12 protein-coding genes are annotated in these 13,726 nt (G+C 42.2%); 7 read left to right on the plus strand and 5 right to left on the minus strand.

The features are described 5' to 3' along the window. The 4 genes from EJ995_RS05425 to EJ995_RS05440 all read right to left on the minus strand — a co-directional run bounded on the left by EJ995_RS05425 (position 1) and on the right by EJ995_RS05440 (position 3,264). Positions 1-240 carry a DUF7218 family protein gene (locus EJ995_RS05425; RefSeq protein WP_126446401.1) on the minus strand — a complete coding sequence of 80 codons (240 nt, stop codon included), beginning with the start codon at positions 238-240 and terminating at the stop codon, positions 1-3. A 51-nt stretch (positions 241-291) separates the two neighbouring features. Next, complete coding sequence (locus EJ995_RS05430; protein ID WP_241234697.1) at positions 292-1,140, minus strand: alpha/beta hydrolase; 849 nt, start codon at positions 1,138-1,140, stop codon at positions 292-294. 1 nt (position 1,141) lies between these two features. Next, a complete protein-coding gene (locus EJ995_RS05435; RefSeq protein WP_126446403.1) occupies positions 1,142-1,687 on the minus strand; it encodes a hypothetical protein in 546 nt (181 codons plus the stop codon). A gap of 62 nt (positions 1,688-1,749) precedes the next feature. Then, positions 1,750-3,264, minus strand: coding sequence for a helicase HerA-like domain-containing protein (locus EJ995_RS05440; protein ID WP_126446405.1), 1,515 nt, complete (start codon positions 3,262-3,264; stop codon positions 1,750-1,752). 106 nt (positions 3,265-3,370) lie between these two features. On the opposite strand from EJ995_RS05440, the gene EJ995_RS05445 reads away from it, so the two are divergent. Beyond that, a complete protein-coding gene (locus EJ995_RS05445; RefSeq protein ID WP_126446407.1) occupies positions 3,371-4,000 on the plus strand; it encodes a 7-carboxy-7-deazaguanine synthase QueE in 630 nt (209 codons plus the stop codon). On the opposite strand, the gene EJ995_RS05450 is transcribed toward EJ995_RS05445, so the two are convergent. Then, complete coding sequence (locus tag EJ995_RS05450; RefSeq protein ID WP_126446409.1) at positions 3,997-4,536, minus strand: DUF2911 domain-containing protein; 540 nt, start codon at positions 4,534-4,536, stop codon at positions 3,997-3,999. The genes EJ995_RS05445 and EJ995_RS05450 overlap by 4 nt on opposite strands. Positions 4,537-4,697: 161 nt before the next feature. Between EJ995_RS05450 and gyrB the strand changes: the two genes are divergently transcribed. From gyrB to EJ995_RS05480, 6 genes are all read left to right on the plus strand, one after another. Next, a complete protein-coding gene (gene gyrB, locus EJ995_RS05455) occupies positions 4,698-6,635 on the plus strand; it encodes a DNA topoisomerase (ATP-hydrolyzing) subunit B (protein WP_126446411.1) in 1,938 nt (645 codons plus the stop codon). A gap of 97 nt (positions 6,636-6,732) precedes the next feature. Beyond that, positions 6,733-7,812 carry a DUF6588 family protein gene (locus tag EJ995_RS05460; RefSeq protein WP_126446413.1) on the plus strand — a complete coding sequence of 360 codons (1,080 nt, stop codon included), beginning with the start codon at positions 6,733-6,735 and terminating at the stop codon, positions 7,810-7,812. Between the two features lie 88 nt (positions 7,813-7,900). Next, positions 7,901-8,821, plus strand: coding sequence for a malate dehydrogenase (gene mdh, locus EJ995_RS05465; RefSeq protein ID WP_126446415.1), 921 nt, complete (start codon positions 7,901-7,903; stop codon positions 8,819-8,821). 8 nt (positions 8,822-8,829) lie between these two features. Further along, on the plus strand, positions 8,830-9,324 hold the full coding sequence (locus EJ995_RS05470) for a hypothetical protein (protein ID WP_126446417.1): 495 nt from the start codon (positions 8,830-8,832) through the stop codon (positions 9,322-9,324). A 284-nt stretch (positions 9,325-9,608) separates the two neighbouring features. Further along, entirely contained in the window at positions 9,609-12,671 is a 3,063-nt protein-coding gene (secDF, locus tag EJ995_RS05475; protein ID WP_126446419.1) for a protein translocase subunit SecDF, read from the plus strand. 120 nt (positions 12,672-12,791) lie between these two features. After that, positions 12,792-13,697, plus strand: a complete 906-nt coding sequence (locus tag EJ995_RS05480; RefSeq protein ID WP_206482268.1) for an alpha/beta hydrolase — start codon at positions 12,792-12,794, stop codon at positions 13,695-13,697. Positions 13,698-13,726: the final 29 nt, after the last annotated feature.

Here is a 13,726-nt window from a genome sequence, read left to right on the forward strand (position 1 = left end):
CTAGTGGTTGCGCAGTGCTTCAATTAATTCTGACTTGCTCATTTTTGAGCGGCCGTCTATACCTATCTTTTTCGCCTGCTCATAGAGTTCTTCCTTGGTGCGCTCTTCATAAGTGCTGGCCTTACCACCTTTTTTTCCGCTATTTTTAGTGTTGGCAATGCGTGCGGCCTTTTCTTTGGAATATCCCTGATCTCTTAAAGCCTCGTATTGGTCTTCATTCTTAATGCTAGGTCGTCCCATCTTTTTGTTTTAAAAGTAACCTAATGAGAACGGCTAGTCGTTAAAGATTTTTCAATTCTCGAGAAATGCGATGATTCGCGAGACAACTTCAGGTGTGTGTAGGCTGTGACCACCAGTTTCAGATACAAAAGTCTCGCTGTTCTCAAGGGCTTCTGCAATGGGTTGCAGGCTGTCTATGGGAACGATAACATCAGCAGGACTGTGGATGAGCAATGCAGGCGTTTTAATATCTCGAGCAAAGGTCGCTGTCTCAAACTCCTCAATATGAAAACCATACAGGCTCTTGAGTAAGTTATCCAATTCCTGATAGACCTTGCTGTTAAAACCAACTAGTTGCTGGTATCCTTTAAAAATCACCTCAAGCCTGTTGGGACTACCCAACAAGACGAGCTTATTAATAAACTTATGTTGATGCTGTGATTCTTGATATACGGTTGCCATGGCGCCAACACTATGGGCAATCACGATTTGCGGCTCGTATAATTCTATCACAGTGGTGATGACCTTTGAGTATTTTACTGCTGTAAATTGCTCGCCATCGCTGGCGCCATGAGCAGGTGCGTCAATAGCAATGATGTTGTACCCTTTTTCCTGTAACGGCTCTATAAGATATTTCCAGCGCCAGGCGTTTGATTCCCAACCGTGAAACAATAAAATAGTGTCGCCATCGCCTTTCCAGTGATACAGTTGGATAAGGCCATCTTCAAAAGCAATTTTTTGTTTGCGTGCAGTATCCAGATAAGATTCTTGCAGCTTACTCAGTCGACCTTTTCTGGGCACGCTAAAGACCTTAAGAGCGAGAGCGGCACCACGCTTTCGCGAAAGCAAACTCAACGCATTAAAATAAAAGCCATACAATCTAGGTATGGCTTTGTTTACAATGGATTTTGCGTCGGGCATGTTACCAACTTATAAAAACATATTGCGGTGTTGCCGTATCTGGCACCATGCTTTTTTCAATGGCTGCGCTTATATCGTACTTGACATCTGCCGGTAACTGATCCTTATCAATGGTGAAGTAAAAATTCTCGTCATTGATCCATACCGCGGCGCTATTGATCATGTTGTCAATACTGCTCACATTGTAAGCCTCGCTTATTTGTTTGAAATTACTATCGATCGTGATGCCTTTTTCAGTCGTGTAACGATTATCACGTACTCGTACATTCTCAATGGTCGAGGTGCTGTCCATCGCCTCATAGGGCGTCAAGGTAAGTAGGTGCACACCACCTTTTTCATAGATCTCAATCGCGTTGGGACCATTTACAAACTCATCACCAGCAACGCTTCTTACAATGCTGTCGTTTGCAAAAACGCTGTCTAGTTGGCGCACTTGAATATCTTTAGTAAGACCGCCTATGCGGTCCTTGCTCCATTCAAATGGATCTTGTTCATCTGCACAACTGGCAAAAATTACAACGGCTAATAAAATCAGTACTTTTTTCATAATAATTTTTAAGATGAGCAAAATTACAATGCTGGTTTAAGACTAGGAATTTAAGTCAAGGTTTATTTAAGCGCCTTACCCAGAATTCCCATCACGCCTCTTATAAAAGTAGCGCTGGTCAATACTTTGATAATCGGGTTTTGTCTAGTGCTTTTGCGTCTGGTAGTGGTTTTGGGCTTTACACGTTCTTTTTTGGCCTTTTCCTTTATTTCTTCCTCATGGGCTTTTTCAATTTTTTCCTGGAGTAGTTCTTCTGCGCTCTCGCGATTGATGACCTCGTTGTATTTATCAGTTAATTCAGAATCTGCGATGAGGTCTGACAATTCCCGATCTGTCAAGACATCCATGCGACTTTCTGGTGCACGCAGCAAGGTGGCTGCCAGTGGGCTAGGACGACCTTTCTCGTCTAGTGCAGATATGAAAGCTTCACCGATACCTAGCGATGTCAACACATCTGCAGTATCATAATAAGGAGTAAGCGGGTAATTTTGTGCGGTGAGTTTGATGGCTTTGCGATCCTTGGCAGTAAAGGCACGCAAGGCGTGTTGTACTTTAAGACCTAACTGACTCAAGACACCTTCCGGAATATCAGTAGGATTTTGAGTGACAAAGTATAGGCCTATTCCTTTGGAACGTATCAATTTTACAATGCTCTCGATTTGATTGAGCAATGCCTTGCTGGCGTTGTCAAAGATCAAGTGTGCCTCGTCAATAAATAATACCAGCTCTGGTCTGTCTGCATCACCTTGCTCTGGAAATGTAGAGTAAATCTCTGCTAACAAGCTCAGCATAAAGGTTGAGAACAGTTTAGGTCTGTCCTGGATATCGGTAAGCCTGATGACGTTGACATAACCATCACCATTCTTGTCCTTGCGCACAAGATCTTTGACATCAAAACTGCGCTCGCCAAAAAATATGTCAGCGCCTTGCTGCTCCAGCTCAATGATTTTTCTCAAGATTGCACCAGTAGATGAGGTGGAAACACGACCATATTCTTCTTGAAATTCTGCCTTGCCTTCATTGGTGGCATATCGCAGTACTTTCTTTAAATCCTCAAGATCCAGCAGCGGTAATTTGTTATCGTCACAGTATTTGAAGATCACACTAATTATTCCAGCTTGGGTCACGGTCACATCCAGTATACGTGATAATAGTACTGGGCCAAATTCGCTTACCGTAGCTCTCATGCGCACACCATCTTGATGCGAGATGGTCATGATCTCCGTTGGGCTCGCTCGCTTCTTAAATTCTAGATCAATTTTCTCGTGACGCTCATCAATCTTAGCATGTCCTGGACTAGGCGCGGCAATCCCTGATAAGTCACCTTTTATATCCATGAGCAAACTAGGTACGCCATGTTGCGATAGCTGCTCGGCTATGATTTGTAGGGTTTTTGTCTTTCCTGTTCCAGTAGCACCAGCAATAAGTCCATGTCTATTCATGGTCTTGAGTGGTATCTTGACATGGACGCCAGTTATCGTTTCGCCATCCAGCATGGCTGCGCCCATGATGATAGACTCACCTTTGTGCTTGTAGCCGTCAAGTATGTGTTGCTTGAAATCTTCTTTATTTGCCATGAATCTGGTATTAAGGATCAAGCAAAAATAGGATTTTTAAGTTCTCACGGGAACGCCTACTAGATACTAGTCGATTAGGTTGTAAAAGATTAATTTTGCCGCGCTTATGGATGCACAAATTAAAGAGCAAGTTGATCAAGGAACCATGCTGCCGCTCATGGAAGAATTCTACACCATTCAAGGTGAAGGATTTCATACGGGAACGGCTGCCTATTTTATACGGGTAGGCGGTTGTGATGTAGGTTGCCACTGGTGTGATGTTAAGGAAAGCTGGAACCCAGACACGCATCCACCAACTGATATCAAAAGTATCGTGGATCACGCGGCATCTTATAGCAACACGATCGTGATTACTGGTGGTGAGCCGCTCACGTGGAACATGCAACCACTTACAAGCGCGCTCAAGGATCGCAATCTACAGGTTCACATTGAGACCAGCGGTGCCTATCCATTGACAGGAACTTGGGACTGGATTTGCCTATCTCCTAAAAAAATCAAGATGCCACTTCCAGAGATCTATAAAGAAGCACACGAGCTCAAGGTGATTGTTTACAATAAGCATGATTTAGCTTTCGCGAAAGCGGAATCCCAAAAAGTCTCATCAAACTGCCAGCTATTCCTGCAGCCAGAATGGTCTGTGCAAGAAAAGATGATCCCGTTGATCACAGATTTTGTTATGGAAAATCCTGAGTGGCGCGTGTCGCTACAAACGCACAAGTACTTAAACATACCTTAATCAGACTCTACATCCATGTGGATGCTGGCGATGACATTGTCCCAACCTAAGAATAATCTACCACCATCAATCTCATCTACAAACGAGATGGAGAAGGATTCAATCGTTTCTGGCGCTGGCATGACGTCCATAGGAACCTGCAGTAAGTTGAGCTCCTCATTGTAATTAGTACCCCATTGTGTGGTTTGCTTATTGAGAATGAGCTGCCAATTTTCCTCGCCAGGAATAGTATAGATGCTGTAAGTTCCTGCTGGTACTTCTTGATCAGCAATTTTTACTGGTTTGTAAAAGGTGATCTCGGTGGCTTCATTGGCACCGGTTCTCCAGACTTGGTTGTAAGGAACCAGTTTGCCAAATACTTCACGATCATTTTTTGACGGTCGGCTATAAATGACACGAGCGATAGCAGCACGATCTTCACCACGATAAATCACGACATCCAGCGGGCTTTTATCAAGGCCTGAGAATTTGAGATCTTGACCTGTGGATAGACCAGAAACTAGCGCGATAATGAGCAGAATGATAGTGTTTTTCATGATGTAAAAGTTCTATTCAAATTAATGATGTTAATCACTGTGTCCTTATTAATAGTATGTTAATAACTTAGAGGTCAAAATGCAGGGCAAATCCCTGTAAACACTAACGTTTCGTTATATTTGTTTAGTACCCAATTATAGTAAATAATCACACTGATTTTATGAGTGAAGAAAACAAGAAAAATTACGGCGCCGATCAAATACAAGCGCTGGAAGGAATGGAGCATGTGCGCATGCGCCCGTCAATGTATATAGGTGATGTAGGAACTCGTGGTTTGCACCACCTAGTGTATGAGGTTGTCGATAATTCTATCGATGAGGCCCTTGCTGGTTATTGCGACAATATAGAGGTCATCATCAACGAGGATAACAGTATCACAGTGACTGATGATGGTCGTGGTATTCCTGTTGATATTCACAAGAAGGAAGGCGTGTCTGCATTGCAGGTTGTAATGACCAAAATTGGTGCTGGTGGTAAGTTTGATAAAGATTCTTACAAGGTTTCTGGTGGACTGCACGGTGTTGGTGTAAGTTGTGTGAATGCACTCTCAGACCATTTGAAGGCTACCGTTTATCGTGATGGTAAAATATGGGAGCAAGAATATGAACGTGGCAAAGCCATGTATCCAGTAAAAGCCGTAGGCGATACAGATAAACGAGGTACGATGGTAACGTTCTTACCTGACCGCTCAATCTTCCAACAAACTACAGAATATAACTATGTAACGCTAGCCAATAGGTTGCGTGAGCTTGCTTTTCTTAATAAGGGAATCAAGATCGTTCTTATAGATCGACGCGTCAAGGATGAGAACGGCAATATTATAGAGGAAGTTTTTCAGTCAGAAGAAGGACTGAAAGAATTTATACGTTTTCTAGATGATACGCGTCATCCAATTATTGAGGATGTGATTTCCATGGAAGGTGAGAAGAATGGTATTCCGGTTGAGGTAGCCATGATCTATAACGATAGCTACTCAGAGAATTTGCACTCGTATGTAAACAACATCAATACGCATGAAGGTGGAACACATTTAAGTGGTTTCCGTCGCGGGTTGACTACTACACTTAAAAAATATGCAGATAATTCTGGATTGTTGGATAAGTTGAAGTTTGATATTCAAGGTGATGATTTCCGTGAAGGTCTTACAGCTATTGTATCTGTAAAAGTGCAGGAGCCGCAATTTGAAGGACAGACCAAAACCAAACTAGGTAATCGCGAGGTAACCAGCGCGGTTTCTCAAGCGGTATCTACCATGCTAGAAGATTATCTTGAGGAGCATCCCAATGATGCGAAAACTATTGTGCAAAAAGTAATCCTTGCCGCACAAGCACGTCACGCAGCCCGTAAGGCACGCGAGATGGTACAGCGTAAAACCGTGATGAGTGGTGGTGGACTACCAGGAAAACTTTCTGACTGTTCTGAAACTGATCCAGAGAAATGTGAAGTATTCCTTGTCGAGGGTGACTCGGCTGGTGGAACGGCGAAACAAGGTCGTGACCGTGAGTTTCAAGCAATTTTACCATTGCGTGGTAAGATCTTGAATGTGGAGAAAGCCATGCAGCACAAGGTTTTTGAAAATGAGGAAATACGCAACATATTTACCGCATTGGGTGTCACTATTGGAACCGAAGATGATTCTAAAGCGCTGAATCTTGAGAAACTGCGCTATCACAAGGTAGTCATCATGTGTGATGCAGATATTGACGGTTCTCACATTGCGACGCTAATACTTACCTTCTTTTTCAGATACATGCGCGAGCTTGTAGAAAATGGTTACATCTACATTGCAACGCCGCCATTGTACCTAGTGAAAAAAGGCGCTAAGAAGCGTTATGCATGGAGTGATAAAGAACGCGATGAGATTGCGGAGGAATTTGGCGGTGGTGCAAATATCCAGCGCTACAAGGGACTAGGCGAGATGAATGCAGACCAATTATGGGATACCACCATGAATCCTGAATTTAGAACACTGCGTCAAATAACGATTGACAGCCTACCAGAAGCTGATCGTGTATTCTCTATGTTGATGGGTGATGAAGTGCCACCTAGACGTGAGTTTATTGAGAAAAATGCTATTTATGCAAACATAGACGCCTAATACTGTTCAGGTTAAAACTATTATAATCCCGATGTGACACCGTTGCATCGGGATTTTTTAGTTCTATACTTGTGAGAAACATCTTTATATTACTACTATGAAAAAAGTACTGCTCACCTTCATATTAAGTGTCACTGCACTAATCGCAACTGCCCAAAATGGTATTACTGACGTGCTCGCCGCTGGAGTTGGAGCAGCAACGCTTTATACCGAATCCTATATTACGCCAGCTGCAGAAGCGTTTACCTATAATCAAGCTGCAGGTTGGTATAATGACTCCCGAGCACTTGATCAATGGAAATTCAAAGTGCAAATAAGAGCCAACGGTACATTCTCGCCAGATGAAGAGAGATCATTTGTATTAGATCCTGCGCAATACGAGGCACTAATTCAGGAATCTTATGATGAGCGCAATATTTTTGGTGCTGACGTAACCGTCACTTTTCAAGACGGTACTCAAAGACCACGTCGAGTTGCAACAGCACTAGGAACTAACGATCCAGACGAGTTTTTAGTAGTGAATACACAACTAGATCTTTTTGGTGTAGAAGAAGAATTTGAGATACAACTAGCACAAGGTTTGGGAAATGCAGGTTTAGACTTGGTTCCGTCTGCTTTTTTACAAGCTGGCGTTGGTCTAGGCTTTGGACTTGAAGCCAAGGTAAGATACACACCAGAGATCGAGGTAGATGAGGCTCGTATTCAATTATTAGGTGGTGGACTGCAATGGCAGTTGAGTGAAGTCCTAGATCCAGAAGATAAATTGCCACTAGAATTCTCCGTACTAGCAGCATATACACGTATTGATGCGTTGTATGATTTTGAAGATGGAGACTTGATTGAAGGAACTAATCAACGATTAGAGTCTGATACTAACAGTTATGTATTCTCTGCCATAGTGGGTACTGATTATAAAGTGCTCAATTTTTATGGTGGACTCAACTATGTGACTGGCAATACTCAAACTGATGTTTTAGGTACATATAGAGCGAGTACCACGTTTTCTGGTTTCACTTTGAGTCAAACATTCGTAGATCCTATATCAGTCGAGAGTAGTGTAAGCAGCCTTGTAGGAACAGTTGGGACTAAATTATCTTTAGGCTTTTTTGAAATAAGTGCAGATTATACGTTGGGAGCCTACGATACGGCAACCGCTGCGCTTAACTTTAAATTCTAGCATTAATAGAATTCGTATTTTTAACACATACTTAGAGCAATCAAATTATCTAGGTAGTATACTTAATTCAAACATTTAAAAACACATTATGAAAGTTACCGTAGTAGGAGCAGGCGCAGTAGGTGCCAGCTGTGCAGAATATATCGCGATCAAGAATTTTGCTAGCGAGGTTGTATTATTAGATATCAAGGAAGGTTTTGCTGAAGGTAAAGCTATGGATCTGATGCAAACTGCATCATTAAACGGTTTTGATACTAAAATTACTGGTGTAACAAATGATTATTCAAAAACTGCAGATTCCCACATCGCAGTCATCACATCAGGAATACCGCGCAAGCCAGGTATGACGCGTGAAGAATTGATAGGAATCAACGCAGGCATTGTAAAATCAGTTTCAAAAAGTATAGTAGAACAGTCACCCAACGTGATCCTAATCGTCGTATCAAATCCTATGGATACCATGACTTATCTAGCACATAGAGAGACTGGATTGCCTAAAGAACGTATCATAGGAATGGGCGGCGCACTAGACAGCGCACGTTTCAAATACAGACTTGCCGAAGCTCTCGAGGCTCCTATATCAGACGTTGATGGAATGGTAATAGGTGGTCACAGCGATAAAGGTATGGTGCCATTGACCAGACTGGCGACACGCAACAGCGTCCCAGCTTCAGAGTTCTTGAGCGATGAGCGATTGAACCAAGTAAAAGAAGATACTAAGGTAGGTGGCGCAACGCTAACCAAATTATTGGGTACCAGCGCATGGTACGCACCTGGCGCGGCTGTATCTGGATTGGTACAAGCAATTGCTTGTGACCAGAAAAAGATTTTCCCATGTAGCGCATTGCTGGATGGCGAGTACGGATTGTCAGACCTTTGTATAGGTGTGCCAGTAATTCTAGGAGCAAACGGTATCGAGAAAATCGTTGAGATTGAACTGTCGGACGATGAGAAAAACCATCTACATGAAAGTGCCGAAGGTGTCAAGAAAACAAATGCACTGATCTAGAAAAGATCATGTCAATTATTCAAAACAGGTCATGGACGCGACTCAAATTAGTGCTGCTCACCATGACCTGTTTTCTTATTACCGCTTGTCCAGAGTCCATCTACACTACTTATAAATTGGATCGCAAGGACGCCAGCCAGACGGCCGATGGCTTTTATAAATGTGAATTGGGTACCCTAACGCAGCTAGAAATCAAAGTAGGACATTTCTATAATTATGATAGAAAAACCTATCGTGGACCATTAGTTCTGATTAAGAAAAAGGACGATCCTAGAAACGCTATCCAGTTTTTGAAGAAAATACAGTCTGCAAACTATGGAGTATTACATTTGCTGGATTCCATACCTGATGATGTGCAGCGCAGTTTTTCTATAAATGAGATGTACGTGTATGGCCTGTCACCATTGTTGCATGACCAGCCCAATAAGCCATCCAGAAAGGCATTTGATCTAGTCACTATTTACACTGCACAAGGCAAGAATTTTGAGTTTATAAGCAAGTAGAATAAGCTATTTGTGTGATGGAATCTTTATCATTTTCCCATTACTTTGTGACCTCGTTCAAGAGCTAGCGTGCAACGAGCCAGTAAAGTGATACCGCTACTTTTTTATGTTGACTGGTTTGTTAATGATTACGCTTTCGCGAAAGCGGAATTACCCAGCTACCGCATCAATTTCACAAGGTGCTGATTACCAGTTAAATTGACTGCAAAATTTTAATTGTCTAGCGATCGATGAAAGCCTATATTTGCTCGTTCAAATTTTAACAACAATTAAAGATTTAGAGAATGCAAAATAAAGGACTGATCAGATTTTTTGCGATCATTTTTGCAGTAGTAAGTATCTATCAACTTACCTACACCGTTATCACCAACAAGGTTGAAAACGAGGCTGAAACTTATGCAGATAGCAGTGTCGATGAGGCCGCGCCAGATGCGAGTGCTCAATTTGAGGCCGCTAGAAAAAGATACCTCGACAGTGTGGCAAACCTTGAAGTTTGGGGTGGTTACACGACCTATGCAGATGCAAAGGATGATGAGCTCAAGAAAGGTCTTGACCTTAAAGGTGGTATCAATGTGATCCTCCAAATCTCTATAAGAGATCTTCTCGTGGGAATGGCAGATGGATCGACTGATGGGAACTTCCGTACGGCGCTTGATCGTGCAGATGAGCGCATCAAGGATGGTCAGCAAGATTACTTTGACTACTTCATTGAAGAGTTCAACGCCATTGAAGGTGCGCAGTTGGCATCACCAGATATTTTTGCAAATCAAGAGATGGAAGGTCGTATCAATTTTGATATGACAAATGATGAGGTTGAACCTATACTACGTGAGGAACTGCAGTCGTACATGGTGAGTGCTTTTGATGTATTGAGAAAGCGTATCGACAAATTTGGTACAACTCAACCTAATATCCAGCAGCTAGGAAATTCTGGTCGTATTCTTATCGAATTGCCAGGTGAGAAGGATGTAAAGCGTATCAAGCAACTACTCGTGAGTACTGCAAAGCTTGAATTCTGGCACGTGTATCGCGCGCAGGATGTGGTTCCTTACCTCGTCGCAGCAAACAACTTCTGGGCAGAAAAACTTACTGCCGAAAATGAGACAGCTGTCGATGATCAAGAGGATGAAATTGAAGCCGATGCTGATGATGTTATAGAACAAGATAACTCTATTGAGAGTCTATTGAATGATGATAATCTGGATGTTGACGAGGATGAAGATCTGGTTGATGAAGACAGATTGAATCAAAGTCCTATCATAGGCCGTATACTAGCACAGGGAAATCCTGGTGGTCCTATCATCGCTACCTTTAGAGCTAGTGATCAGGAAATTGTTGAAGGATTCTTGAATGATCCACAAGCCCGTGGCAACTTGAGTGCAGAGCAGCGCAACGTACGTTTTGCATGGGGCCGTCCTATTCTTAATGAAAAGTTGGGCTATGAATTGATTGACCTATATGCCATACGTGGTAACGCGCAAAACGAGGCGCCACTTTCTGGTGGTGTGATAACTGCAGCGTCACAAGAATACGACTTGAATAGTAATGTGATCGTGAACATGTCCATGAATGGAGAAGGCGCACGTATCTGGGAAGAAATGACGACTGAGGCGTTCCAAAATCAAACGCAAGTAGCGGTTGTTCTTGACAATACGGTTTACAGCGCACCTGGAATCAATGATGGTCCTATCGCTGGTGGTAACTCTCAAATCTCTGGTAATTTTACGGTTGCTGAGGCTGAAGATCTTGCTACGGTACTTAAAGCTGGTAAACTTCCTGCAAAAGCAGAAATTATTCAAAGTGAGATTATTGGCCCATCACTAGGTCAAGAAGCAATCAATAGTGGTTTATGGTCATTTGCCATTGCCTTGGTACTAGTGCTTGTGTGGATGTTCTTCTACTACGGTCGCGCTGGTTTGTATGCAGATGTTGCCTTGCTGGTAAATATCTTGTTCATTTTTGGTGCGTTGGCATCATTTGGAGCGGTATTAACATTGCCTGGAATTGCAGGTATTGTATTAACGATAGGTATATCGGTAGATGCTAACGTACTGATCTTTGAGCGCATACGTGAAGAACTTGCCAAAGGTAAATCACAAGCCGATAGTATCAAGGACGGTTTCAATAACGCATTGAGTTCTATTCTAGATGCAAACATCACGACGTTCTTGACGGCAGCGATTCTTTACATTTTTGGTACGGGTCCTATCCAAGGATTTGCTACAACCTTGATGATCGGTATTCTTACTTCATTGTTTACGGCCATCTTTATCACGCGTCTATTTATTGACGGTTATGGTAAGAATGGTAAGTCGTTAGCCTTTAGTACTGCGGTTACTAAGAACTGGTTCCGTAATGTGGATATAGACTTCTTGAAGAAGCGCAAGACAGCTTACTTGATTTCTGGTGTGTTTATCATAGGAAGTTTTATCTCACTAGCGACCTTGCAATTAAATCTTGGTATTGATTTCACTGGTGGTCGTAAGTATACGGTACGTTTTGATCAGGAAATGAATGCTACCGAGGTGACTAGCATCTTGAGTGCAGATGATGTCTTTGGCAGTGCAGAAGCCAAAACCTATGGTGCAGAGAACCAACTTGCTATTAGTACCAAATATGGTATTGATCAGGACGATAGTGAGGTAAGCAGTGAGATTGAGACTAAGCTTTACAACAACCTACAGCAGTTTCTGCCAGACGGTATGACTCAAGAAGAGTTTGTGGATGTAAGTATTGAGGATAAAGAATATGGTATCATGTCTAACTTCCAGGTTGGGCCTACCATAGCTGATGATATCTTGACAGGATCTCTATACGCGATTTTCGGGTCACTGATTGTAGTATTCCTCTATATCTTATTGCGTTTCCGTAGATGGCAGTTCTCATTGGGTGCAGTTGCAGCTGTGTTCCATGATGTCATTATTGTATTAGGAGTATTCTCTGCTACCTATAGCTTCTTACCGTTTAACATGGAGATCGATCAGGCATTTATTGCAGCGATCTTGACCGTAATAGGTTACTCCTTGAATGATACGGTGGTAGTGTTTGATAGAATACGTGAGTTTATTGCAGAGAAAACCAATTGGGATTTTGCAAGAACAGTGAACGGTGCGATAAGCAGTACGATCTCTCGAACGTTGAACACGTCATTGACTACTTTGATCGTACTTCTAGCAATCTTCACCTTTGGAGGTGAGAGCATACGTGGTTTCATGTTTGCCTTGATCATAGGTGTTATTGTGGGAACATACTCATCTGTATTTATCGCAACGCCTATCATGTATGATAGCTTGAGAAAATCAAAGGATCGCCCAAGAAAAGCGATTCCAGAAAAGGAAACGAAGTAATATCTAGTTCCTAGTATAACTGACAAAAACGCCTGAGATATCTCAGGCGTTTTTGTTTCTACAAATCTTATTTTAAAGGCTTAATTTTAAACCAATTACTGTTTTAAAAGTCTCAGATTAATGAAACTATCTATTGTTTTTTCTTTAGCTATTCTACTATTCGGTTGCAGCAGCCAAGACGATGATTTGACAACACAAGACGAGCCAACTGTTGCGTATCTAAAAGCCACTATTGTTTATGATGAGATAACTGGCGTGGACGATAATTTGTTGAGTTTTGATGTCTATTATCCAAATACGGATGATGCCGCCTTGCGTCCGGTAGTTTTTTACGTCCATGGTGGTGGGTGGCGTATAGGCGATAAAGCCAATAGTCTAGAGAACAAGATTGCTTTAGGCCAGCGAGAGGATTACATCCTAGTGAGTACTAATTACCGATTGAGTCCTAGTATTGCTGCCAATGATCCAGATAGAATAAAATACCCTATCCATAACAAGGATATTGCAACTGCTTTTAGGTGGGTCTATGATAATATCGCTCAATATAAAGGCAATCGAGAGCAAATTGCTTTATTAGGTCATAGCGCCGGTGCACAGATGGTTTCTTTAATGGGCACCAATGAGCAATTTCTCAACGAAGTAGGATTAGGTTTAGGTGATTTAAGCGGTGTCGCCAGTATTGATACAGAAGGTTATGACGTTCTAAGCCAGGTAGAAGATGGAAATGAAATATATATCAACGCTTTTGGAACAGATGAGCAACAAAATCGTGCAGCATCGCCACTATTGAATATTAATGATGTTGCTGATTACCCACCATTTTTTATTGCCAAAAGAGGCAGCAGTAGGCGCATCGCACAAGCCGATGATTTTATAAATAGCCTTGAACAAGTAGGAACTACCGTTGAGCAAATTACTGCCAACCAATATACGCATCAGGAAATCAATGTAGCCATAGGTATGATTGGTGAGACTGCCGTAACTGAGCCGCTAGCGGAATTTTTGGAGCGATGTTTTACAAGGTAATTCCCTTTAACGAAGGATTACTAAACATG

This window comes from Nonlabens ponticola, assembly GCF_003966335.1.
In the GTDB taxonomy this organism is placed as follows: Bacteria; Bacteroidota; Bacteroidia; order Flavobacteriales; family Flavobacteriaceae; genus Nonlabens; species Nonlabens ponticola.

Bases quoted from the DNA above. Each gene is read 5' to 3' on its own strand.
- EJ995_RS05425 (WP_126446401.1), bottom strand. From the start codon at position 240: ATGGGACGACCTAGCATTAAGAATGAAGACCAATACGAGGCTTTAAGA.
- EJ995_RS05430 (WP_241234697.1), bottom strand. From the start codon at position 1,140: ATGCCCGACGCAAAATCCATTGTAAACAAAGCCATACCTAGATTGTAT.
- EJ995_RS05435 (WP_126446403.1), bottom strand. From the start codon at position 1,687: ATGAAAAAAGTACTGATTTTATTAGCCGTTGTAATTTTTGCCAGTTGT.
- EJ995_RS05440 (WP_126446405.1), bottom strand. From the start codon at position 3,264: ATGGCAAATAAAGAAGATTTCAAGCAACACATACTTGACGGCTACAAG.
- EJ995_RS05445 (WP_126446407.1), top strand. From the start codon at position 3,371: ATGGATGCACAAATTAAAGAGCAAGTTGATCAAGGAACCATGCTGCCG.
- EJ995_RS05450 (WP_126446409.1), bottom strand. From the start codon at position 4,536: ATGAAAAACACTATCATTCTGCTCATTATCGCGCTAGTTTCTGGTCTA.
- gyrB (WP_126446411.1), top strand. From the start codon at position 4,698: ATGAGTGAAGAAAACAAGAAAAATTACGGCGCCGATCAAATACAAGCG.
- EJ995_RS05460 (WP_126446413.1), top strand. From the start codon at position 6,733: ATGAAAAAAGTACTGCTCACCTTCATATTAAGTGTCACTGCACTAATC.
- mdh (WP_126446415.1), top strand. From the start codon at position 7,901: ATGAAAGTTACCGTAGTAGGAGCAGGCGCAGTAGGTGCCAGCTGTGCA.
- EJ995_RS05470 (WP_126446417.1), top strand. From the start codon at position 8,830: ATGTCAATTATTCAAAACAGGTCATGGACGCGACTCAAATTAGTGCTG.
- secDF (WP_126446419.1), top strand. From the start codon at position 9,609: ATGCAAAATAAAGGACTGATCAGATTTTTTGCGATCATTTTTGCAGTA.
- EJ995_RS05480 (WP_206482268.1), top strand. From the start codon at position 12,792: ATGAAACTATCTATTGTTTTTTCTTTAGCTATTCTACTATTCGGTTGC.